Raw genomic sequence first — 21,200 nt, forward strand, 5'->3', positions numbered from 1 at the left:
CGTCGTTGCTCCTAGTGGCTGGCCGCAGTGGCGCCCATTTCATTGACTTGCTGAAAGCGGCTGAAGCGCTCCAGGGCGAAGGGGGCGATCATTTCGGGTACCTTGCCGCCGCTGGCGACCAGCTCGGCCATGGTCTTGCCGCAAATCGGCGTGGCCTTGAAGCCCCAGGTGCCCCAGCCGGCATCCAGGTAATAGTTGTCGACCGGCGACAGGCCCATGATCGGACTGTAGTCGGGGGTCATGTCGGTGCTGCCGGCCCACTGGCGCATCAGCTTGGCGTTGGCCATGAACGGGAACATCTCGATGGCGTGAGCCAGCAAGCTTTCCTTGAGGTCGAGGGTGGAGCGGGTGTTGTAGAGCGGATAAGGGTCGGAGCCGCCGCCAAAGACGATTTCGCCACGGCTAGTCTGCTGCACATAGCAGTGCAGCGCCGAAGAGCTCACCAGCGGGTCCAGGAACGGTTTGAACGGCTGGGTAACCATGGCCTGCAACGGGTAGGTGTGGATCGGCGCACGGATGCCGGCCTTGGCCATCAACAGCGAACTGGCGCCGGCTACTGCTTGCACCACGCAGCCGCACTGTACGGTGCCGCGATTGGTCTTGACTGCTTCGATGCGGCCATTGCGAATCAGCAGGTCTTGTACTTCGGTCAGCGGGTGGATCTCCACACCGCGCTTGGCCGCCTGCTTGGCGTAGCCCCAGGCCACCGCGTCATGGCGTGCAGTGGCACCGTCGATGTGCCACAGGCCAGCCAGCACCGGCAGGTGGCCGGGGTCGAGGTTGAGGCTGGGCACCAGTTCGCGAATCTGTTGGCGGTCGATCATTTCGGTGCGCCCGCCAAAGTGCTTGTTGACCTCTGCACGCTGGCGGAAGGCGCGCACGGTGGCATCGGTGTGCGCCAGGGTCAGCTGGCCGCGCTCGGAATACATGATGTTGAAGTCGAACTCGTTCGACAGGTTCTGGAACATGCGCACCGACTCGGCGTAAAAGCGCACGCCCTCGCTGGTGAGGTAGTTGGAGCGGATCACCGCCGTGTTGCGTGCGGTGTTGCCACCGCCCAGATAGGCCTTTTCCAACACGGCGACGTTGGTCACGCCGTGGTATTTGGCCAGGTAATAGGCAATGGCCAGGCCGTGGCCGCCGCCGCCAATGATCACCACGTCATAGCGTGGCTTGAGTTCGCACGGTGGCGGCAGGTCGACCTCCACCGGGTAATCGGCGCTCAGGCCGTATTTCAGCAGGGCGAAAGGCATGCGGTGCGCTCCTGGTGGGCGGCCTGTTGCTGCAGGTCGAGGGCGATCAGGGTGTTTTTCATCAGGTAGGCGATGGTCATCGGGCCGACGCCACCCGGTACCGGAGTAATGCCGGCCACCTGGGGCAGGGCGGCGGCGAAGTCGACATCGCCGACCAGGCGGCTGTGGCCGCCTTCATCAATGCGGTTGATGCCGACGTCGATCACCACCGCGCCGGGTTTCAACCAGTCGGCGCCGATCAAGCGCGGTTTTCCTACTGCTGCCACCAGAATGTCGGCCTGGCGGCACAGCGCCGGCAGGTCGTGGCTGCGCGAATGCACCACCGTCACTGTGCAGTCGGCCTGCAGCAGCAGGGCAGCCATGGGTTTTCCGACGATGTTCGAGCGGCCCACCACCACCGCATGTTTGCCACGCAGGTCGCCACAGGCGTCGCGCAGCAGGCGCATGCAGCCGCTTGGCGTGCACGGGGTGAGCACATCGCGGCCCTGGGCCAGGCCGCCGACGTTTTCGCTGTGGAAGCCGTCCACGTCTTTAAGCGGGCGGATGGCCTGCAATACACGGTGCTCGTCGATGTGCGCGGGCAGCGGCAGTTGCACGAGGATGCCGTTCACTTCGGTGTCGCGGTTCAGGCGATCAATCAGTGTCAGTAACTCGGCCTGGGTGGTATCGGCGGGCAGGCGATGTTCCAGCGAGCGGATGCCCACTTCCTCGGCGCGCAGCACTTTATTACGCACATACACCTGGCTGGCGGCATCGGCACCCACCAGCACCACGGCCAAGCCCGGCTGCACACCGCCCTGGCGCAGCTCCTGCACCTGCTCGCGCACCTCGGCCAGCACCCGCGCGGCGGTGGCCTTGCCGTCGATCAGCTTGACGCTGGGAATAGTGTTCATTTGAAGATCACCGTGCGGTCGTGGTTCAGGAACACCCGGTGCTCGAGGTGGTACTTCACAGCGCGGGACAGGGCGATGGTTTCGGTGTCGCGACCGATGGCTACCAGGGCGTCCGGGGCGTAGGCGTGGTCCACGCGCTGCACTTCCTGCTCGATGATCGGGCCTTCGTCCAGGTCGCTGGTCACATAGTGGGCGGTGGCTCCGATCAGCTTGACCCCGCGCTGGTAGGCTTGGTGGTAGGGCTTGGCGCCTTTGAAACCGGGCAGGAAGGAGTGATGGATGTTGATCGCCCGGCCTGACAGCTGGCGGCACAGGTCGTCGGAGAGGATCTGCATGTAGCGCGCCAGCACCACCAGTTCGGTGCCGGTGTCCTCGACGATGCGTAGCAGCGCAGCTTCCTGCTCGGCCTTGGTTTCCTTGGTAACCGGCAGGTAGACGAAGCGAATGCCCTGGCGCTCGGCCATAGGGCGCAGGTCCAGGTGGTTGGAGACCACGGCGGTGATCTGCATGTCCAGCTCGCCCTTGGCGTGGCGGTACAGCAGGTCGGACAGGCAGTGATCGAACTTGCTCACCATCAGCAGCACGCGCATCGGTCGGGCGCTGCTGTGCAGGCTCCACTGCATATCGAAGCGTTTGGCCACGTCGGCAAAGCCGGCCTCCAGCTGCGGCGTGTCCCCCGTGGTGCCGGTGTTGTAGCGGAACACGGCGCGCATGAAAAAGCGCCCGTTGTCCTCGTCGTCGAACTGCGCCATCTCGCTGATGTAGCAACCGTGCTCGGCCAGGTAAGTGGTCACCGCAGCGACGATGCCGGACACGGCCGGGCAACTGACGCGCAGGATGAAGTGATCGGGAGCGGGGTGCATGTCGGATAGGCCTCGTGATGGAGTGGGGCAGGTCGGGCACAAGGGCAAAAGAAGCTTCGCGAGAAGGCGAAGTGGTGTTTCTTGGTAGGAATATAAATTTCCTTTAGGCGATTTATAGGCGAAGTGAGGGGTGCCGGTCTAGGGGTTTGTGAAATTTTTTATCCTGACAGGAAAGTTTTTTGAGGGGGCTTTGTAGGTCTATGCTTGCTCCATGACCACTCCACCCCCTTTGCGCCAACCATGCCCCCCTGGTGCCTGCGACTGCGGCCGCGAACATCTGGCCGAGCATCCACAGGCTGCACAGCGCATCCTGCTACTGACCCGTCAGGAAGAGAAACGCCTGCTCGAACGCCTGGAAAACCTAAAGGATCTGGAGGACCTGCAACGCCTGCAGCAACGGATGTTCGACAATCTTGGCATCCGCGTGCACATCGCACCCGGGTTCAACGAAGTGCGCACCATGCGCGGCATTGTCATCGAACTGGATGATCAGCCAGGGCTGTGCCGCAGGACCCGGCAATCGATCCCGGCAGCGATCCGGCGTGGGCTGGAACGCAATCCGCAAGTGGCCTTCCGCCTGCTCGACACATACGACCTGTTGCGTGATGCCTGAAACGTTAATTTTTCGGCGGCTGGTTACGTCTACTTGAAAGCCCCCCTGCGCCAGGCGCGCAGCGGCACCCATCATTCAAGGAGACAGGCAATGACTTCCGTTTTCGACCGCGACGATATCCAGTTCCAGGTAGTGGTCAACCACGAAGAGCAATACTCGATCTGGCCCGACTACAAGGCCATCCCCAACGGTTGGCGTGCCGTGGGCAAGAGCGGCCTGAAGAAGGACTGCCTGGCTTACATCGATGAGGTGTGGACCGACATGCGCCCGCTGAGCCTGCGCCAGAAAATGGCCGAAGCCGCCGCCCAGTGACGGCACTGAACCTGCTGTGCCTGCCGTATTCCGGGGCCAGTGCGATGGTTTACAGCCGCTGGCGGCGCAAGCTGCCAGCGTGGTTGCAGGTGCGCCCGGTAGAGCTGCCCGGGCGTGGCGCGCGCATGGCTGAACCGTTGTACACCGACATGCAGGCGCTGGCCCGGCAACTGGCCGCCGAGCAACGCCTGGCGGCCAATGGGCCCTATGCGTTGCTCGGCCATAGCCTGGGTGCGTTGCTGGCCTTCGAGCTGGCCCATGAACTGCAAGCGCTGGGCTGCCCGCCGCCACTGGCGTTGTTCGCCTGCGGTACAGCAGCGCCGACCCGGCGTGAGGATTACGACGGCAAGAACTGGCGCGAGCCCAAGAGTGATGACGAGCTGATCAGCGAGTTGCGCGAGCTTCAGGGCACGCCCGAGGAAGTGTTGGCCAACGCCGAGCTGATGAGCCTGACCTTGCCAACCTTGCGCGCGGACTTTTTGCTCTGCGGCACCTACGCCTACCGCCAGCGACCGGCGTTGCAGTGCCCATTGCATGTGCTGGGCGGAGCGGACGACCGCGCCAACGACGACCAACTGCAGGCCTGGGGCAAGGAAACCCACGGCACGTTTTCGCTGCGGATGTTCCCGGGTGGCCACTTCTTCATCCATGAGCACGAAGACGCCGTGCTCGACGCGCTGACCGCATCGCTGCAGCCGCTTCGGCTGTCTGCCTGATTGACGTCACCCCTTGCCTGAGGGAGGCTAGGCCTTTTTCAGGCAGGAGGCAGACAATGCTGATCAATCCACACAAGGCCGCACTGCTGGTCGGTGAGCAGCCCTGAACGGCCGGTTACTGGCTGCCGGGTTGATGACCCTGGCGCTGCTGCAAGGCTGCGTCGGGCACCGTGAGGAAGCGCCCGAGGCGGACCCGGCCAAGGTCCGTGCGCAACTGTTGCGGCTATTGCCGGCTCAGACCAAGGACCGCGAGGGCTGGGCCAGGGACATTCAGGTGGCGTTCGAAGCCCAGCGCATTACCCCAAGCAAAAGCAACCTGTGCGCGGTGCTGGCCGTGACTGAACAGGAGTCCACTTTCAGCGCCGACCCGCGGGTACCCAACCTGGGGCGTATCGCCCGCGAGGAAATCGACCGCCGCGCCGCGCGCCTGCATATCCCCAAGCCGTTGGTCGATGGTGCACTGAAGACACCGTCGGGAAACGGCCAAAGCTACCAGCAGCGCTTGCAGGCAGTGCGCAGCGAGAAGCAGTTGAGCGAGCTGTATGACGAGGTGATAGCCCGTGTGCCGTTGGGCAAGACGTTACTGGGCGGGCTCAACCCGGTGCATACCGGTGGGCCGATGCAGGTCAGCATCGACTTTGCTGAAAAGCACGCACAGGGTTACCCCTACAGCCACGATGGCAGCATTCGTCAGGAGGTGTTCAGCCGGCGCGGTGGCATGTACTTCGGTATTGCCCACCTGTTGGGCTACCCGGTCAACTACGAGCGCCAGCTTTACCGTTTTGCCGACTTCAACGCCGGTTGGTACGCCAGCCGTAACGCGGCCTTCCAGGCGGCACTGAGCAAGGCGACTGGCGTGACGCTGGCCTTGGATGGCGACCTTATTGCGCCGGGGGCGATCATGCCGGGGAGTACTGAACTGGCTGCGCGCAAGCTGGGGGTGAAGCTGGGGCTGCGTAATCCGCAGATTCGCAGCCAGCTCGAAGAGGGCGACAGTTTGGCGTTCGAGGACAGCAAGCTGTACAGCGGAGTGTTTGCCTTGGCAGATGCCAAGGCTGGCAAGCCGGTGCCACGGGCGGTGTTGCCGGGGATCGAGCTGAAGAGCCCGAAGATCACCCGCAAGCTGACCACGGCGTGGTTTGCCGGGCGGGTTGATGAGCGCTACCAGCGGTGTATGAAGCGGTAGCTGGGTATTGGCTGTACCGGCCTCTTCGCGGCTAAAGCCGCTCCCACAGGAATTTCACCGGGCCATAACGCTGCACGGTCTCTGTGGGAGCGGCTTTAGCCGCGAAGAGGCCAGCACAGGCGGCATCAGCTCTCGCCCAGTGCCCCAACCACCTGGTCGACACTGGCCTTCAACCCGGCAAACGCATCCTCAGGGTCACTCTCCACCACCACCAGCTTCGCGCCGGCAGCCTTGATCACCTCGGCCACTGCCGCATCAGGCTGCCGATGGTCCAGCACCAGTGCCACATCTTGCGCCTTCAGGTTATCCCCCAGCGCCTTGAGCGCGGTAGCGTCCCATTCGGCCGGCAGTGGCTGCTCCACCACATCCAGGTTCAACCCGCTGGCCAGGTAACCCAGCCGCTCGGACAAGCTCACCACTGTCAGGTTGTCGACCTTGGCCAGGCGTGTCTGGCTGCTGGCCGAAAGCTCCAGCAACTGGCGCTTGAGCCCCGCCAGGTTACCCTGGATCTTCGCTTTGTCATCCGGCGCCAGCCGCTCCAGGTCATTGGCCACCACATCGGCCATGCGCCCGAGGTTGGTCGGGTTGAGCCAGGGGTAGGCGCCGTAGGCATCATCACCCGTGACCGCGATGCCTGGAAGCGCGCCATCCACCGGCCGTGCGGCATCGATTTCGACGATGCGGATGTTGCTGCGCCGGGCCATCGGGTACAGCGGGTCGTCACGCCAGATCGAACGCACGCCGATCACCGCGTCGGCCTGCTGTGCGGCCTTGGCCAGGGCTTCGCCACCACGGCTGCTGAAGTACGACGGCTGGCGGCTGGCCGGCAGGTTGGCTGGCGCGGCACGTTCGAGCTGCACGCGGGTGCCGGCGAGCAGTGCACTGGCCAGGCTGTGGGTGACGGGCAGGGTGGTCAGCACTTGCGTGGCCGAGGCGAGCGCGGGCAGGCCGGCGAGAGCAACGGCCAGGGTCAGGCGTTTCAGGTTCATGCCGGGTTTCCTTGCAGGCGGGGGACGAGGGCGCGGGCCAGGGCGGCCAGGGCGAAGCAGATACCAGCGACCAAGATGATCGCGGCGCCCGACGGCACGGGCAGGTCGAAGACAATCGGCAGCAGGATGCCGAGCAGGGTGCTCAAGGTGGCGATCAGTACCGAGACGAAGAAAAAGCCCTTGAGCGACTGGCTGACCAAGCGTGCCGACGCGGCGGGGATGACCAGCAGTGCACCGACCAGGATGGCCCCGATCACCTTCACTGCTGCCACGGTTACCAGGGTTACCAGCACCACGAACAGGTAATCCAGGGTTTTCACCGCTACCCCGCGTACAGCCGCCAGTTGCGGGTTGAAGCTGGCCAGCATGATGCGGTTGTACAGCGGCAGGGCCAGCGCCAGCACCAGCACCGCAACGATGCCCAGTACCACCAGGTCCTGGCCGCTGACGGTCAGCACCGAGCCGAACAGCACGTTTTCGAGGATGTGCACGTTGATCTTGCCGGCCAGCATCAGCAGCAGGCTGGCGCCCAGCGCCAGCGACACCGACAGGAACACGCCGATCAGCGTGTCGGGTGAAAGACCGGTGCGGTTGCGCAGGAAGTTGAGCAAGATGCCGAACAGCAGGCAGTAGCCGAACAGGCTGCCATAAGGGCCGGTGTAGGGCTCGCCGAGCAGGATACCGATGGCTACGCCAGTCAGTGCGGCATGGCCCACGGCCTCGGAGAAGAACGCAAAGCGCTTGACCACCACCAGGGTACCCAGGCCGCCCAGCACCGGGCCAATCATCAGCCCAGCCAGCAAGGCATTGACCACGAAGCCGTAGGCGAGTGCCTCAGGCAAGTAACCAGCGGTGGCCCAGTCCTGGACCAGTTGGCGAAACGCTTCAAAACTCATGAGGCAAGGCTCTCACTGCGCGGGTGAACGGAGAACAGGCCGAGCAGGCGCTCTGGCGTGAGGGCCTGGGCGGGGGGGGCGTCGAACAGCACCTGGCGGCTCAGGCCAGTGACCCGGTCGGCCAGGCGCAGCACGGCCTCCAGGTCGTGTTCTATCCACAGCACCGTGGTGCCGGCCTGGCGCCAGCCCTGCAGTAATTGCTCGAACACCTGGATACCGGCTTCATCGAGCGCCGACATCGGTTCGTCCAATACCAGCAACTGCGGCTCGGGGATCAGGCCCTGGGCCAGCAGCACGCGCTGGCGTTCGCCGCCAGACAATGCGCCCATGCGCCGTTTGCGCTTGTCGAGCATGCCGACTCGCGCCAAGGCCGCATCGATGGCCGGCTGAACGCGACGTGACAGGCCGAGGAAGGCAGGGCGGCGCTGGCACATGGCGGCCATGAAGTCGTCCACGGTCATTGGCAGACCACGGTCGAACTCCAGCGCTTGTGGTACATAGCCGATCACCTCGCGCTCACCCGGCCAATGCAGGGTCAGTTGGCCCTGGTGCGGCATCTGCCCGAGCAGGGTCTTGATCAGTGAACTCTTGCCGCCGCCGTTGGGGCCGACGATGGCATGCACGCTGCCAGCAGCAACGCCGAAGGTGACGTGTTCAAGGATGCGTGTGCGGCCCAGGGTCAGGTCGACGTCAGCGAACTCGATGCGTGGTCCGCAGGCCGTCACCCGGTTGGCGAGGGCGGTCATGCGCGGTTCTCCTGGATGGCGCGCACTACGGTGTCGAGGTTGCGCTTCATCTCCACTTCGTACTTGTCCTTGGTGTATTCGCCGTAGGAAATGTGAGTCAGTGGGTACAGGCGCACGCCGGACTCACGCTGGATGGTTTCGACATACGCCGACGGGAAGTCCATTTCCGAGAAGATCACCCGCACGTCCAGGGCCTTGAGCTGGTCGATGGTCTTCTTCAGCTGTGCCGGGCTGGGCTCGATACCATGGGCCGGTTCGACCACCGCGGTCACTTCCAGGCCAAAGTCGCGTACCAGGTAATCGTAGGCGGCATGGATGGTTGCAACCCGGAAGGTGGCGCTGGGCGCCTCTGTTACCTTGGCCAGCGCCTCGGCACGCAGGGCGCGCAGGCGCTTGGCGTAGGCACGGGCGTTTTGCGTGTACAACCTGGCGTTGTCCGGGTCGAGCTTGCCCAGTTCACGGGCGATGTTGTTGACCTGGGCGATGGTGGTGCTGATGGACAGGAACGTGTGCGGGTTGACCACCTTGCCGGCGCCGCGTGCTGCAATGCCCGTGGCCGCCAGCAACGGTACGTTCTGGTTGGCCTCGATGGTCGCGATGTCGGGCTTTTCGCTGGCGGCGATCATGCGGTCGGCGAAGTCGTCATGGCCGACGCCGTTGAGCACCACCACGTCCAGCGTGCCGATGCGCTTGATGTCCTCGGCGCGTGGCTCGTAGGCATGCGGGTTGAAGCCCGCCGGAATCAGCGGCACCACTTCGGCCTTGTCGCCGACGATGTTGGTCACATAGCTGTAGTAGGGGTGCAGGGTGATGCCAATACGCAGCGGCTTGCCGTTATCGGCCAGGGCCAGTGCCGGCAGGGCAAAGGCCAGGAGCATGGCGAGGGCGGAGCGGAACATGGGCGGAGTCCTTGGGTTCAGTGACGGTGTTCGCGGGTAACCCCGGCGTCGTAATGGCTGACTATTTGCTGCCAGCCGGCGGCGATCAGGGCGGCCTGGCCGAGGTCGTCCGGGATCACGGCGGCGCTGTCGCGGCGTAACCAGACATCGGCCTGGCCGGTGCTGTCGAGCGGCAGGATCAGCAGCAGGCTCCCGGCGACTTCAGGGGCCTGGCTGCGGCCCAGGTAGGCACCCGGCTCCAGCAACGACCACTGGTGGCTGCCACGGCTCTGGCTGCCAGCGTCGACCACGAACGGCGGCAGGCCTTCTTCGGCCAGGGCCTGCACGCTGGGCACGGCGGCGTTTTCTTCACGCAGCAGCTGGATCTCGTCGAAGGCCACTCGCAGGTCGGTGTACAGGCCTTGCTCGGCGGCGGTGAGGTCGCGGCGGGCATCGATCTGGTGGCTGGCGATGACCTGTTCGTCCTTGCGTTCGCCACGCAGCAGTACCACGCTGGCGGCGAGCACCACGATCAGCAGGCTGGCCAGCAGCACGTAAAGGGTTTCGTGCCCGGCGCCGGCCGGGCGAATCAATTGGGCGCGGCTCATGGCTGGGCGATATCGGCGTGGTCGACTTCCACCACATGCCCGGGGCCGGCATCGAACAGCACATAGAACTCGCCGTCCGGGCGCTTGAAGGTGAGCGTCGAGTCGTCGCCCAGCTTGCCGCCAACCAGCACCTGTTCGTCATAACCAATCACATCCAGGGTCACCCCGGGGGCTCCGCTGCCGTCCGAGAAACCACCGGTGCACTTGACCTGGCCGCTGGCCAGTTCTTCGCATTCGCACATCGGGTTGTGCGCCAGGGCGGGGCTGGCAGCCAGTACCAGCACGGGCAGGGCGAGGGTGCGCATCAGGTGTTTCATTTCTTGCCTCCTTGTTTCTCAAGCCAGGCCACGGTGGCTGGCGATGCCTTGGCCAGTGGGACCGACGCCTGGTGCATGCTGCCGTCCCAGCCTTCGAGGGTGACCCAGATTTGCGCGTCGGGTTTGGTGCGGGGCGGGATCGGCAAGTTGGTGCCCATGCGGTAGGGCGCGCCGAAAAAGATGGTGCCGGCGGCGCGCAGGCTGCGTGGTTTGCCAATGCGCAGGTAAACGGCCTTGACGTCCTTTATGCAGGCTTTGCACAGGGACGCGCTGAAGGATTTGAAGTGGCCGGCGGGGCCGTCTTCACGTGGCGCTTCGTCACGCAATTCAGCCAGGTCCAACGTATAAGGGCCGGCCTGGATGCCGCTGACCACGTTCGCCCCCAAGCCTGCGTCGCCACGGAACAGCTTGGCTTCGTTGAAATACTTGGGCATGAAGCCCAACGGGACGAGGATCAGCAGGATATTCAGATGAAAGCGCCATTTCAGCCACCACTGCTTCAGCGGGCTGGCGGGCACGGCTTGGGCGTGGCTCATGATTGGGTCTCCAGTGGGGTCTGGCTGCGAGCAGCACGGGGTGCACGGTCGCCGCGCTTGAGGGCCGCTGCGGTGGCCTGGGCGGTACGCTTGGTCCAGATCAGCAGGCCGCTGAACACCATCAAGGTGAGTATCAGGCCGAAGAAGAACCAGATCAGCTTGATGGGCAGGCCGCCAAAGTCACCCGTGTGCAAGGGGCGCATGGACTCGGTGATGAACTCCAGCGTGGAGCGGTCGCTGAGCAGGAACTGGCTGTCGACGTTGCGGGTGTAAGGGTTGACCGCAGCGCTCTGGAACATCAGCGGATACCAGCCGCGCCCGCCCATGGAGACGTGGCTGTAGGCGGTGGCCGGCAACGAAATGAAGGTGATTTCCAGGCCCGGAATTGCCAGGCCGGCGATGCGTGCCGCCTCATCGAGATCGATGCGCGGCGCTGGGGTGCCATCCGGGGTTTGCGGTACATCTTCGCGGGCGATCACCGGCGCGATGGGCCGGCTGGAGATGGTGATGTGGTTGTCCGAAAGCAGTGCCTGGATCAGGAACCAGGTGCCGGTGATGGAAATGACCGCAATGAACCAGATCGACCACACCCCGGCCAGGCGATGCAGGTCGCCCCAGAAGATGCGTGAACCGTGCCCGGTGCGCACCGGTTTGAAGAAGCCCTTCCAGAACTTCTTGTACACCACCAGCCCGGTCACCAGAGAGGCCAGCATGGGCAGGCCGAGAATCGAAACCAGGTACCAGCCCCAGCTGAAACCATTGGTGAACGGCACCAGCCACCAGCCGTGCAGCGCACGGGTAAAGGCTTCGAAATTGAAGTCAGGGGACTTGCCCTGGATGACACCGGTGTAGGGGTTGACGTACAGCGTCGGGCTGGTGCCGTCGGGGTATGTGACATCGGCCAGCAGGGCAAAATGCGAGCCATCGGGCTGCACGAGCGACTCCACGGCCATGTCTGGCTCCGCTTTGTGCATGGCGTCCAGTACCTGCTGGAAACTCAGGCGCTCGGCATCACCGTCGGGCTTGCTCGCGCGCACGTCCGGGTTGGCCAGCCAGACGATTTCCTGGCTGACCACGGCGAGCATGCCGGTGAAGCACACGATCAGCACAAAGAACCAGATCGGCAAGGCGAGCCAGCTATGGACCAGGAACCACAGCCTGGATTTGGATTTTTTCGGTGATTTGGCCATCAGACGGTCTTCTGCAATGGGTGGTCGAGCGTGTGCCCAACCAAAGAGGGCTGTACTGATAAGGACGAATGAGAATTGAAAACCTGCCGATTTAAATGCAAGCAAATGTTTCAGAAGGCACAAGGTCGGCCTGCGCGCGAGGCGACAGGCCGACCTTGAGGGTGCGTAGCATGGGGATCAGGCGCGGGTCAGGGCCGCGGCGGGTTGCGCTTTGCCGTGCAATTGCGCCAGGTCCTGATACAGCGCTCGGCCAATTTCCGCAGCGCGGGCCGGCAGTACCGAGAGCAGGGTGTCACTCAGGCCGTGGCTGTTCTCGCAGAAGCCCTGCAGGTACACCGAGGCCTGCAGGTCGGGGCTGGCCAGCACGCGGTAGTTGCGGTTGACGCTGAAGTCGTCCAGGTAACCTGCCAGTGGCGCCAGCAGGTCACGGTGCGAGCGGCGCTCGTAGCCGGTGGCGAGGATCACGGCGTCGTAGCGGTGGGTTTGCTGCTGGCCGGTGGCGAGGTCGCGCAGGGTCAGCTCCACGCCTTCGCGGGTGGCCACCACGGCTTCCACCTGGCGCCGGCACAGCACGTTGTGGCGGTGCTGGTGGGCGACCTTCTGCCGGTAGAGGATGCCGTAGATGCGTTCGATCAGGTTGAGGTCGACCACCGAATAGTTGGTGTTGTGGTACTCGCCCAGCAACTTGCTGCGCTGGTCGGCCGGTTCGTTGTAGACCAGGTCGGTGTAGTCTGGCGAGAAGATCTCATTGACGAACGGGCTGTCGTCGGCCGGCTTGAGGGCCGAGCCGCGCAGGACCATGTCGACCTTGACGGTCGGGTAGCTGTCGTTCAGGTCGATAAATGCCTCGGCGGCGCTCTGGCCGGAACCGATCACGGCGATGCGCATCGGTTTGCCGTCGGTGCACGGCAACTTGTTCAGGCTGCTCAGGTACTGGGAATGGTGGAATACCCGTGGGTCATCCTTGAAGGCGCCGAACTTTTCCGGGATTTTCGGCGTGCCGCCGCTGCCGACCACTACCGAACGGGTGCGGCGGCTGTATTCGCGGCCCTGTGCATCGCGCGCGATCACGCGCAGGTGCTCGACCCGACCATCCTGCAGTTCCGGTTCGATGCGCAGCACTTCCTGGCCATACACCGCCTGGGTGGCGAAGTGCTCGGCGGCCCAGCGCAGGTAGTCGTTGTACTCCAGGCGGCAGGGGTAGAAGGTACCGAGGTTGATGAAGTCGGCCAGGCGTTGCTTCTGGTGCAGGTAGTTGACGAAGCTGTAGGGGCTGGTGGGGTTGCGCAGCGACACCAGGTCTTTCAGGAATGAGATCTGCAGCTCACTCTGGGTGGCCAGGGTTTCGCCGTGCCAACGGTAGTCCTGTTGCTTGTCGATGAACAGCGCATCGAGGGCATGGCCCTGGGACTCGGCGAGTTCTTCCAGGGCGATGGCCAAGGCCAGGTTGGAGGGGCCGAAGCCCACGCCGATCAGGTCCTTGATAGTTTCCGGGTTTGCAGACTGGCTCATGGCTGCGGTTCCATAATGGTCGAATGTGGACGCCGCCGAGAGGGGGCCGGCGCCTGCGTTTGTTCATTGGGTGGAACGAGCCGAACGAAGGGGAATTTACTGGCAGGCGGCCGCCCCTTTGCTAAAGGGGGCTAAAGACCTACGCCCTGCGGCCGATAGGGAGAACCATGCAAGGACCCATTTTGCAACGCAGGGAGACAAACATGACAGGTATTGCAGCAGTCAGCATCAACACCACGGCCCAGGCGTTGAGCACGGCCCAGACTGCCGACAGCGAAAACGCGCAAAAGGCTGAAGAGGGTGGAGCAGTCGCGCAGGCCGATACATCCAAGGCGAACGGCGGCAGCCAGGCCCAAGGTGCCCAGGGCAGTAGTGAAAGCTCGGAGCCTGCGCACATCAAGCAATTGCGCGAGATGATCAAGAAGCTGCAAAAGCAATTGGCCGACGAACAGAAACAATTGGCCCAACTGATGGCGCAGAAGATGGAAGAAACAGCCAAGATGGCAGCTGTGAGTGCCAAGCAGGCGAGCATCGCGACCATCAATGGTGAAATCCTGCAGGCTACCGCGCAGTTGCTCGAAGCGCTGCAGAAGTCAGGTGGCAGCAGTGCCGGCGGGATTGTCGATACACAGGCCTGATACCACTGGGGCCGGTAAAGGCCCCATTACATCCCTCTCAGGTTACTCGGAAGCCAAGCGCCCCTTGATCTGCCTGTCCGCCTTGTACTGCATGGCCACTGCTGGCGCCGGCTTGGCGGCGCCGGTTTCCAGCCACTGGCGCATGCGGCTGGCATCGGCGAAGTGGGTGTACTTGCCGAACGCATCAAGAATGACCATCGCCACCGGGCGGTTGTCCATGCGGGTCAGCAGTACCAGGCAGTGCCCGGCCTCGTTGGTGAAGCCGGTCTTGGTCAGCTTGATGTCCCAATTGCTCTTGTTCACCAGGTGGTCGGTATTGCGGAAGCCCAGGGTGTAGTTGGGTTTGCGGAAGGCCACGGTTTTTTCGCGTGTGGTCGACAGCTCGCTCAGCATCGGGTACTTGCGCGAGGCCATCAGCAGCTTGGCCAGGTCGCGGGCGGTGGACACGTTCTGCGTCGACAGGCCAGTCGGCTCGACATACCTGGTATGTGCCATGCCCAGGCTGCGGGCCTTGGCATTCATCGCCTTGATGAACGCCGGGTAGCCACCTGGGTAGGCGTTGGCCAGGGAGTTGGCTGCACGGTTTTCCGACGACATCAGGGTAATCAGCAGGGTTTCGCGGCGGTCAAGCTGGCTGCCCAGGCGCACGCGCGAATACACGCCCCTCATTTCCGGGTTGTTGGCAATGGTCATGGTGAGCATCTCATCCATGGGCAGCTTGGCATCCAGTACCACCATCGCTGTCATCAGCTTGGTCACCGAGGCGATAGGCACTACACGGTCGGCGTGGCTGGAATACAACTCCTGGTTGGTATTCAGGTCGATCAGCAGGGCACTGCCAGAAGCCAGGTGCAGCTTGGACGGGTCACGTTGAACCTGGGCCGGGGGTTGTGCAGCAGCGGTCGACGGAAGGGTCGCGGTTCCTGTGAGCAACAGCAGCAGGCTGAGGATAGACAGGGATGTTTTCACGTTGAGGCTCACTAAAAGTTGGTATGTCGTTGGCTGTGCAAGGGTTTTCCCCCTAAACCGCTGCATTGTGGAGTATGGCCCAAACGCTGTCGAATGCCTTATGACTAAAGGGCGCAAGGTGAACGATATTTAATGCTGTACCAATTCTGTACCAATTACGTTCGTTTCCAGCTTCGCCAGTTCTGCCCAGTCGTTAGCTGAATTCAACCACTTGGCGTAGGTCGTAAGGAGCACCTGGACTGAGTGCCCGAGCTGGCCAGCGATGAAGGCAGGGTTCATGCCCGACATAAGGCACATCGTGGCATAGGTATGCCTGCAGTTGTACTGCGGTCGGGCAGGAATTTTCAGGGCCTTGATCGCCTCATTGAAGTGGTGCGCAGGCGTTTCAGGCCTCATCATGTGGAGAGACTTCCCCGCAGGCTGGAAGATGAACGGCGACTCCGTAGACACCCGACGCGTTTGCTTGGACCGATAGTGCGCTACCTCTTGCGCTCTGGCCAGGGCGCCGAGGGCTCGGCTGTTCAGCATCACGGTTCGGGTGTATTTGGTCTTGGTGCGATCAACTACCTGATTCTCGACCACGATCCGACAGACGTGGGCCGTCTTTTTCTCAAAGTCGATCTCATCCCAGCGCAGCGCCATGATTTCTCCGGTACGCATGCCGGTAAACAGAGCGAACTCGTAGAAAGCCGCGAACACCTGGTTGCTTCGGGAGAAGTTTGCGTACATCCACTGGATCAGCGCGTCAGCCTCTTCAACAGTGAAGGGGTCAATCTGCTTTCTGTTTTTCTGCGGCAACTGGATTGATGCCGCTGGGTTCCTGTCCACTACTTCGTCGTAGACCGCTGCACGAAACATTGCCTTAACCCGGGCAATCGCGGCGCGCTTGACTGTCGAACTCTTCCACTTGGTCTTTGCGACCACCTCCCTCAGCACCATCGGCGTGACCGCCTTGATCGGCAGTGTCGCCAGATGTGGCATCCAGTAGTTGTTCATCAAGCCCTTGTAGTTGACCCGGGTGTCGTGCACCACTTCTAGGCTGTTCAACCAGCTTTGCGCATACTCGCCAAACATGAGCTCATTAGTTGGAGCGTTGTAGCTCGAAGTCGGGAACAGTTCGGCGTACCGCTTTTCGCCCAGAACCCCGTGCTTGGCCAGGCTGATTACTTGAGCGCGTAGATCGGCTGCCGCTTTGATCCCCTTGGCGGTCTGGGGGTATGCGAGAGTTTCGGTCCGACGTTCACCGTTGCAAGTAAAACGGATCCGGATTGATTTGCCGATGAATTCGACTCCAGTGGGTAACCCCAGCTTCCTTCCAGCCACGCTTCGTATCTCCTGATGCTGTAAAAAATACGGCCGTCGATTTTCTTCCAGACCCCCTCGGGGATCACGCCGCGGCTTCGCTTGCCTTCCAGGGCGCGCTTGGTTGTACCGACCAGCTCGGCCATTTTTTCCTCAGGGACCTTGTCGGATACATAGGTCACCGGCTGGCGCTCTTCGTCTTGCATGATGGTCTCCACGCCGCCGGTGGCGGCAGGTTGGTGGTCAGGCCGGAATTTTTTCGAGCACCGCGTCAGCCGTCTTGATAGCGGCTTGGGCGTCGTTGACGTAGGCAGGGTCGAAGCCACCGGCGTAATGGATAGCGCGTTGGCAGGCGTCCAGCTCTTTGCGAGCCAGGCGCAGCGCACCTGCCAGTTCCTCCTGCAGGGCGCCTTCGGCCCGGCCGATGTCCCAGAACTCCTGCCCCCAGTGGCCTTCCGGGGCAGGGTTGCTGTTCTGCTTACCGCATGCCATGGCCCCAACGACTGCATCGCAGATGAGTCGTTTGTAGATGTTCTCGCCATCCAGGCTCAGCCCGCCGCGGTGTCGTAGGGTGCTCACGACCTCGTCGACGTTCAGGCCGCTATCCTTGAGGACGATATCGAGCTCGGGTTTGTCCGAGGTGTAGATGACCAGAGCCAGCTTGGCGTCTGGCCAGAGTGCATCAGCCAGGCGTTCCAGGCAGTCGTTCGCGGTGTGGTGAAAGCGTTCTGTTGCGGGCATAGGGAATCCTCGCCCGCGCATGTCGGCGGGCTTGAGTTGTAGGGGGAGGGGTCAGGCTTTGTACTGCTGGCGAATACGGCGAGCGATGGCGCGTAGGTCGTAGTCCATCTCGAATATCTCGTTGTTGTCACTACGCGAGACGCCCCCGGACCTGGTGACGTGGCGGCCGCCCAGGATCCAGGCAGTCAGGAGAATCAGGGCTGATTCGACCTGTCGCCGCAGCCAGCCTTTGCGCGGAATCATCGCTGCCCCCTCTAGATCAGTGGGCCATGTAGGCGAGGGTGCCAGTAGGTGGCCTGGGCCCTAGCTTCAGTGCTGTTAAGATGCCAGTTTTCTAGGTTGTGAGAGCTTGTGGAATGAAGGTTGAGAATCGTTTTGGCGCAGCCGTTTTGTGCGCTCTGCTCAGTGCCTGTGACATAGGTGTCGCTGCCGTTGCGCCCTCTGATGCAGAAATTCAGGACACTGCATCGGCTAAACCGGAAGAATGGAAGCTGATTAAGTCAACAGTCCATGAGTTTGAAACCATGGCCCCCGTGCCGGTGGAAAAACTCGGGACGGTAATAAAGACTTTGCAGACGACGTTGTGCCTGGGACTCTCCCCTCAACTCAGCACAGAGCTAGCCGTGAACAAGTTGAAATACGAGGCGTATCGCCTCGGTGCGACCGGCTTAACTCATGTGGAAATTCATCTTCTACCTTGGGGCAAAAATCGTCCGCCCCATCATCGATGTGGGTACGGGATAGTGAAGGCTAGCGGCTTGGCTTTGGCTTTGGACAAGTCCCAATTTCCCAACCTCTACCCTCAGTAACTAAGTGGGCTATAAGGCCCAAAGCTGGGCGGCCCCAGTCAACTGCCCGTTGTTGCCTATTACTTGGTTGGTTGCCCTGTCCGCTGGTTATGAACTACTAGTAGACCTCGTCTCTCCCAAAGGTTTTCTTATACCTCCATGCAGACCCACCAGCGTCGACCTTGCGTTATAGCTCGCCGAGGATCTTCCTGACGTAGCAGTCGATCACGTTCATGGGCGCGGCCCCCTGTAAATCAGGTAGGCCATGTAGGCGAGGGCGATCATGGCATCAGCTCCTTCGGCACCTGGACGGTATCGCCGAGCTTGGCTTTGACAAGGCCTCGGCAGAAGGCGATGAGCGCAGTTGGGCCGTAGCACCAGAAACCGGCTCTGCCTGGCCCAGAGCTGTAGCGGAAGTTCGCGTCGGCCAGGTGGGCCTCGTAGTGCAGCCCGCCGTTGTGCTTGTCGATCAGCGGGCCGCCCTGGTCCCAGTTAGTGGATGGTCGAAACCCGAAGCCTTCGGATGCGCCGCGAATGCTCACACTGGTGAAGACGCCCCAGGGGCTGATGATCGTCAGGTGGTTCTCGGTGTCCTGCTTGTAGCCTTCGGCCATGGCTACCGCCCAGTCCAGGGCCGCACCGACCAGGTTGGATACTCTCACTTCGATCAGATCGGTCATGACTGCACCGCCTGCCAGAATGGCCCCTTGTTGGTCACCAGACCCTTTCGCTTCAGTCGCTGGCATGCTTTGCTGATCTCTTCACGAGATTCGCGGATGGCGCTGCGCATGGCGTGGGCAGTTGAGCCCTCAATGCCAATCAAGTGCCCCAGAACTCGCTCATCTGTCCCGCCGACGAGCATGCCCTGGCCAAACTTGGCAGCCACTGTTGCCACTGCCAAGCGCAGTGCGTTCATCCGGGCTCCGGGTTCGTCGGCATGCGACACCTCACTTTGCTTAAAGCCGACATACGGCACATGGGCTGTTGCGCGAGCGAGGTGGTGCAAGCAGCAGATGTCCATCCTGAGCTTTGCGATGATGAGCACCGTCTGCCGGTCATCCTGCATCGGCAGCCAAACCTCCCGACCTGACTCGGGGTCGTCGTAGTAGAAGGAGTCACTGCCGCGTCGGTACTCCAGCTCAAAACCCATGGCCTTGGCCGAAAGCTTGATGATGTCGTCTTCTTTCACAGCTGATACCTCTCATCAATCCAACGCCCAGGCGCCAGAGCGGGTGTAGGTTCGGGTTGGGTTTCGTGCGGGGAGAGCTGGCGCTCGTTGCCGGCCTGCAGCTGGCTGTCGGGGATGCAGCTGATGCCGCCGCGCCAGTCAAAGCCGAAGGTCCAGCAGGTTGCGCCGCGCTCGTCGTCATGGAAGACGCTAACACCTTTGGGCAATTGTTCTGCGCTGGCGCCGGTGGCCAGCAGCAGGAGGCAGAGGGCGAGGCGGGTCATGGTTGGCTCACCTTTTCGAAGTGGAAGACGACCTCGGCCCCGGTCTCGGCGATCAAGCCGTAGGCCTTGGCCAGGCGGTAGATGGGGTGGTACTGGTTGAGGCTGTTCACATGGCCGGCCAGCCAGTGGCGCCAGTCCTCCAGCTGCATGCGTGACTTGCTCAGGTTGCATGGCACGCAGGCCGGCATCATGTTGGCCAGGTTGTGGTTCTGCATCTGCTCGGCCACCCGGTCATCAGGCAGTCGAATCACAGGGGCGAAGTGGTCGGCGTGCCAGCGCTCGCCCAGGTCGTTGCCGCAGTAGGAACAGTGGCCGCCGTACTTCATGCGGACCTGCTCGCGCTCAGCTTTCTTTAGGCGCACGGGCGCTCCTTGGCCGCCATATCGCGGCAGTGAATAGAGGGGAGAGGGGATACAGCGTCAGGAGTACGGATGTGCTCTAGTGTTAGGAGCTGGCACCGGGGCGTGCGCAAGCGTTGTCGGCCATTGCGCGGCACTCGACTTGGCGCAGGCCGTCGAACTTGCCGCAGTCGGCATGTGCGCAATGGTTGCAGCCAAGCGGATCAGGCAGCTTGCTGGGCTCTGCGCTGGCGGATAGGGCTGCCTCAATCTTGGCTGCCACCCGCAGCGGAATGTCATCGGCAAGCAGCTCTCGCAGCATCGCATCCCGCTCGGCCAGCTGGGCGCACGTGTTGAACTCATTGCGCCGCGACTCTTGCAGCTCAAGGCGCAGGATGTTGGCATCCCCTATATGGACAGGATCGCCAATGGTTCGCCTCTCGATGAAATCAACAATGTCAGACAGGTAGCCGGTGGCCACGGACTGCTGGCCTGCGGAGCCCGAGACAAGACGCTCGACGAACGCCTTTATGTCGCCGATAGCATTCTTTGCATGGCGGTGGTTAAGGACGTTGGTGTCTGCGCGGGACTTCTGGCGCTCAACCTCGGCGGTATCGACCATCGGCCCGACCGGAATCATCGGCAGCCCAGCAGCCGCCGCATCCCTCTCTGCCTCTTCTTTGGTCCACCAGAAGGCAGTACCAACCATCCAGGCTATAGGCTCGGGGTGGGGCTGTCCCGGGTGCGATGGCAGTGCCCCCGGCATCCGTCGCAGGCATGGATGTGCCTGTTCTCGACGCCCTTGATCAACCCGCTACCGTGCCACGGGTGGTAGTCGGGGGTGATTTCGCAGTAGTCGCACGGCGGGTAGCTGGCTGGCTCGGGGTGGGGCTGGTGGGCTGGCGCCTGTCCAGCGATCTGCGCGACTCCAATCCGCAGGTGCTGGCGAGCTTGGGCGTGTGCCATTTCGTGGGCTGTGGCTTCACGAACCGAGTAGGGCAGGCCGCCATCAACTTTCCTGAACACCCAGCCGTAATGGCTGAGGTTCTTGTCCATCTGGATCAGGTGTAAGCCGTCGTCGCAGGCTATCCATCCGTCGGCGTCGTTGGATCGGTTTTCTGTGGGCATGGGGATACCTTTCAGTTTTCGGAAACCCAGATCGGAACTGCCGCGTATTTTGTGTTACGCGCGAGGAAATCTCCGGGCTTACGGAAAAATGGGAAAGTCGAAGAAATTGGGAGCTCTGGAGTGATGCATGCTGGGAGCTTGGACAGACCGCTCAAAGGAGAGCGCAAATGCAAACGCCGGTATTACAAGCAAGTGGCATTCGTTACGACATCGAGATGACCTGTACTGACTGCCAATGGAGGGCGGTCATATGGTTTCACGGGTATTCATCTGGGCTTGGTATCCCATTCGGAGTATCTCAGTGCCTTCAGGGGTTATTTCCAAGCGAATCTGAAT

General features: G+C 62.4%; 28 protein-coding genes and 1 pseudogene. 6 read left to right on the forward strand and 23 right to left on the reverse strand.

Annotated features, from left to right (window positions below; genetic code table 11):
- Positions 1 to 11: 11 nt before the first annotated feature.
- From QQL85_RS08540 to purU, 3 genes are read right to left on the reverse strand one after another with little or no spacing between them, the layout of a single operon-like run.
- The gene (locus tag QQL85_RS08540) at positions 12 to 1,253 is read right to left on the reverse strand and encodes an FAD-dependent oxidoreductase (RefSeq protein ID WP_284355799.1); all 1,242 of its coding nucleotides are present in this window, start codon (positions 1,251 to 1,253) and stop codon (positions 12 to 14) included.
- Positions 1,235 to 2,146 carry a bifunctional methylenetetrahydrofolate dehydrogenase/methenyltetrahydrofolate cyclohydrolase FolD gene (folD, locus tag QQL85_RS08545; RefSeq protein ID WP_284355798.1) on the reverse strand — a complete coding sequence of 304 codons (912 nt, stop codon included), beginning with the start codon at positions 2,144 to 2,146 and terminating at the stop codon, positions 1,235 to 1,237. The genes QQL85_RS08540 and folD overlap by 19 nt, the downstream gene beginning before the upstream one ends.
- On the reverse strand, positions 2,143 to 3,009 hold the full coding sequence (gene purU, locus QQL85_RS08550) for a formyltetrahydrofolate deformylase (protein ID WP_284355797.1): 867 nt from the start codon (positions 3,007 to 3,009) through the stop codon (positions 2,143 to 2,145). Before purU ends, folD begins: the two co-directional genes overlap by 4 nt.
- 211 nt (positions 3,010 to 3,220) lie before the next feature.
- Between purU and QQL85_RS08555 the strand changes: the two genes are divergently transcribed.
- The 4 genes from QQL85_RS08555 to QQL85_RS08570 all read left to right on the forward strand — a co-directional run bounded on the left by QQL85_RS08555 (position 3,221) and on the right by QQL85_RS08570 (position 5,836).
- Positions 3,221 to 3,622 carry a hypothetical protein gene (locus tag QQL85_RS08555; RefSeq protein ID WP_284355796.1) on the forward strand — a complete coding sequence of 134 codons (402 nt, stop codon included), beginning with the start codon at positions 3,221 to 3,223 and terminating at the stop codon, positions 3,620 to 3,622.
- A gap of 90 nt (positions 3,623 to 3,712) precedes the next feature.
- The gene (locus QQL85_RS08560; protein ID WP_003256222.1) at positions 3,713 to 3,934 is read left to right on the forward strand and encodes an MbtH family protein; all 222 of its coding nucleotides are present in this window, start codon (positions 3,713 to 3,715) and stop codon (positions 3,932 to 3,934) included.
- Positions 3,931 to 4,650 carry a thioesterase II family protein gene (locus QQL85_RS08565; RefSeq protein WP_284355795.1) on the forward strand — a complete coding sequence of 240 codons (720 nt, stop codon included), beginning with the start codon at positions 3,931 to 3,933 and terminating at the stop codon, positions 4,648 to 4,650. Before QQL85_RS08560 ends, QQL85_RS08565 begins: the two co-directional genes overlap by 4 nt.
- Positions 4,651 to 4,783: 133 nt before the next feature.
- Complete coding sequence (locus tag QQL85_RS08570) at positions 4,784 to 5,836, forward strand: DUF1615 domain-containing protein (RefSeq protein ID WP_284355794.1); 1,053 nt, start codon at positions 4,784 to 4,786, stop codon at positions 5,834 to 5,836.
- A gap of 125 nt (positions 5,837 to 5,961) precedes the next feature.
- Here QQL85_RS08570 and QQL85_RS08575 read toward each other — a convergent pair whose 3' ends face one another.
- From QQL85_RS08575 to QQL85_RS08615, 9 genes are all read right to left on the reverse strand, one after another.
- Complete coding sequence (locus tag QQL85_RS08575; protein ID WP_284355793.1) at positions 5,962 to 6,825, reverse strand: metal ABC transporter substrate-binding protein; 864 nt, start codon at positions 6,823 to 6,825, stop codon at positions 5,962 to 5,964.
- The gene (locus QQL85_RS08580) at positions 6,822 to 7,721 is read right to left on the reverse strand and encodes a metal ABC transporter permease (RefSeq protein ID WP_284355792.1); all 900 of its coding nucleotides are present in this window, start codon (positions 7,719 to 7,721) and stop codon (positions 6,822 to 6,824) included. Before QQL85_RS08580 ends, QQL85_RS08575 begins: the two co-directional genes overlap by 4 nt.
- Positions 7,718 to 8,467, reverse strand: a complete 750-nt coding sequence (locus QQL85_RS08585) for a metal ABC transporter ATP-binding protein (RefSeq protein WP_284355791.1) — start codon at positions 8,465 to 8,467, stop codon at positions 7,718 to 7,720. Before QQL85_RS08585 ends, QQL85_RS08580 begins: the two co-directional genes overlap by 4 nt.
- Complete coding sequence (locus QQL85_RS08590) at positions 8,464 to 9,366, reverse strand: metal ABC transporter substrate-binding protein (RefSeq protein ID WP_284355790.1); 903 nt, start codon at positions 9,364 to 9,366, stop codon at positions 8,464 to 8,466. The genes QQL85_RS08585 and QQL85_RS08590 overlap by 4 nt, the downstream gene beginning before the upstream one ends.
- A 17-nt stretch (positions 9,367 to 9,383) precedes the next feature.
- The gene (locus QQL85_RS08595; protein WP_284355789.1) at positions 9,384 to 9,953 is read right to left on the reverse strand and encodes a DUF6162 family protein; all 570 of its coding nucleotides are present in this window, start codon (positions 9,951 to 9,953) and stop codon (positions 9,384 to 9,386) included.
- On the reverse strand, positions 9,950 to 10,270 hold the full coding sequence (locus QQL85_RS08600) for a hypothetical protein (RefSeq protein WP_284355788.1): 321 nt from the start codon (positions 10,268 to 10,270) through the stop codon (positions 9,950 to 9,952). Before QQL85_RS08600 ends, QQL85_RS08595 begins: the two co-directional genes overlap by 4 nt.
- Positions 10,267 to 10,806: a thiamine pyrophosphate-binding protein gene (locus tag QQL85_RS08605; RefSeq protein WP_284355787.1), complete on the reverse strand. Its 540-nt coding sequence runs from the start codon at positions 10,804 to 10,806 to the stop codon at positions 10,267 to 10,269. The genes QQL85_RS08600 and QQL85_RS08605 overlap by 4 nt, the downstream gene beginning before the upstream one ends.
- Positions 10,803 to 11,996 (reverse strand): PepSY-associated TM helix domain-containing protein, encoded by a 1,194-nt coding sequence (locus QQL85_RS08610; RefSeq protein ID WP_284355786.1) that lies wholly within the window; start codon positions 11,994 to 11,996, stop codon positions 10,803 to 10,805. The genes QQL85_RS08605 and QQL85_RS08610 overlap by 4 nt, the downstream gene beginning before the upstream one ends.
- Positions 11,997 to 12,173: 177 nt before the next feature.
- The gene (locus tag QQL85_RS08615) at positions 12,174 to 13,508 is read right to left on the reverse strand and encodes a lysine N(6)-hydroxylase/L-ornithine N(5)-oxygenase family protein (RefSeq protein WP_284355785.1); all 1,335 of its coding nucleotides are present in this window, start codon (positions 13,506 to 13,508) and stop codon (positions 12,174 to 12,176) included.
- A 203-nt stretch (positions 13,509 to 13,711) separates the two neighbouring features.
- Between QQL85_RS08615 and QQL85_RS08620 the strand changes: the two genes are divergently transcribed.
- The gene (locus QQL85_RS08620) at positions 13,712 to 14,146 is read left to right on the forward strand and encodes a hypothetical protein (protein WP_284355784.1); all 435 of its coding nucleotides are present in this window, start codon (positions 13,712 to 13,714) and stop codon (positions 14,144 to 14,146) included.
- 42 nt (positions 14,147 to 14,188) lie between these two features.
- On the opposite strand, the gene pbpG is transcribed toward QQL85_RS08620, so the two are convergent.
- The 5 genes and pseudogenes from pbpG to QQL85_RS08645 form a co-directional block, all read right to left on the reverse strand.
- Positions 14,189 to 15,115, reverse strand: a complete 927-nt coding sequence (gene pbpG, locus QQL85_RS08625) for a D-alanyl-D-alanine endopeptidase (RefSeq protein WP_284355783.1) — start codon at positions 15,113 to 15,115, stop codon at positions 14,189 to 14,191.
- Positions 15,116 to 15,244: 129 nt separating this feature from the next.
- Positions 15,245 to 16,189, reverse strand: a complete 945-nt coding sequence (locus QQL85_RS08630; RefSeq protein ID WP_332880014.1) for a tyrosine-type recombinase/integrase — start codon at positions 16,187 to 16,189, stop codon at positions 15,245 to 15,247.
- 84 nt (positions 16,190 to 16,273) lie between these two features.
- Positions 16,274 to 16,438, reverse strand: a pseudogene (locus QQL85_RS26635) (Arm DNA-binding domain-containing protein); the annotation flags it as partial.
- 222 nt (positions 16,439 to 16,660) lie between these two features.
- The gene (locus QQL85_RS08640; RefSeq protein ID WP_284355782.1) at positions 16,661 to 17,158 is read right to left on the reverse strand and encodes a hypothetical protein; all 498 of its coding nucleotides are present in this window, start codon (positions 17,156 to 17,158) and stop codon (positions 16,661 to 16,663) included.
- A 51-nt stretch (positions 17,159 to 17,209) separates the two neighbouring features.
- Entirely contained in the window at positions 17,210 to 17,401 is a 192-nt protein-coding gene (locus QQL85_RS08645) for a hypothetical protein (RefSeq protein ID WP_284355781.1), read from the reverse strand.
- A 113-nt stretch (positions 17,402 to 17,514) separates the two neighbouring features.
- Between QQL85_RS08645 and QQL85_RS08650 the strand changes: the two genes are divergently transcribed.
- Entirely contained in the window at positions 17,515 to 17,967 is a 453-nt protein-coding gene (locus QQL85_RS08650; RefSeq protein ID WP_284355780.1) for a hypothetical protein, read from the forward strand.
- A gap of 260 nt (positions 17,968 to 18,227) precedes the next feature.
- On the opposite strand, the gene QQL85_RS08655 is transcribed toward QQL85_RS08650, so the two are convergent.
- From QQL85_RS08655 to QQL85_RS08680, 6 genes are all read right to left on the reverse strand, one after another.
- Positions 18,228 to 18,626: a phage protein NinX family protein gene (locus QQL85_RS08655; RefSeq protein ID WP_284355779.1), complete on the reverse strand. Its 399-nt coding sequence runs from the start codon at positions 18,624 to 18,626 to the stop codon at positions 18,228 to 18,230.
- Positions 18,623 to 19,135 carry a hypothetical protein gene (locus tag QQL85_RS08660; protein ID WP_284355778.1) on the reverse strand — a complete coding sequence of 171 codons (513 nt, stop codon included), beginning with the start codon at positions 19,133 to 19,135 and terminating at the stop codon, positions 18,623 to 18,625. The genes QQL85_RS08655 and QQL85_RS08660 overlap by 4 nt, the downstream gene beginning before the upstream one ends.
- On the reverse strand, positions 19,132 to 19,398 hold the full coding sequence (locus QQL85_RS08665) for a hypothetical protein (protein ID WP_284355777.1): 267 nt from the start codon (positions 19,396 to 19,398) through the stop codon (positions 19,132 to 19,134). The genes QQL85_RS08660 and QQL85_RS08665 overlap by 4 nt, the downstream gene beginning before the upstream one ends.
- On the reverse strand, positions 19,395 to 19,760 hold the full coding sequence (locus tag QQL85_RS08670; RefSeq protein ID WP_284355776.1) for an HNH endonuclease: 366 nt from the start codon (positions 19,758 to 19,760) through the stop codon (positions 19,395 to 19,397). Before QQL85_RS08670 ends, QQL85_RS08665 begins: the two co-directional genes overlap by 4 nt.
- Before the next feature lie 82 nt (positions 19,761 to 19,842).
- On the reverse strand, positions 19,843 to 20,445 hold the full coding sequence (locus tag QQL85_RS08675) for a hypothetical protein (RefSeq protein ID WP_284355775.1): 603 nt from the start codon (positions 20,443 to 20,445) through the stop codon (positions 19,843 to 19,845).
- 5 nt (positions 20,446 to 20,450) lie between these two features.
- On the reverse strand, positions 20,451 to 20,864 hold the full coding sequence (locus QQL85_RS08680) for a hypothetical protein (RefSeq protein ID WP_284355774.1): 414 nt from the start codon (positions 20,862 to 20,864) through the stop codon (positions 20,451 to 20,453).
- Between the last annotated feature and the right edge of the window lie 336 nt (positions 20,865 to 21,200).

It is taken from the genome of Pseudomonas putida, from assembly GCF_030159595.1.
In the GTDB taxonomy this organism is placed as follows: domain Bacteria; phylum Pseudomonadota; class Gammaproteobacteria; order Pseudomonadales; family Pseudomonadaceae; genus Aquipseudomonas; species Aquipseudomonas putida_AC.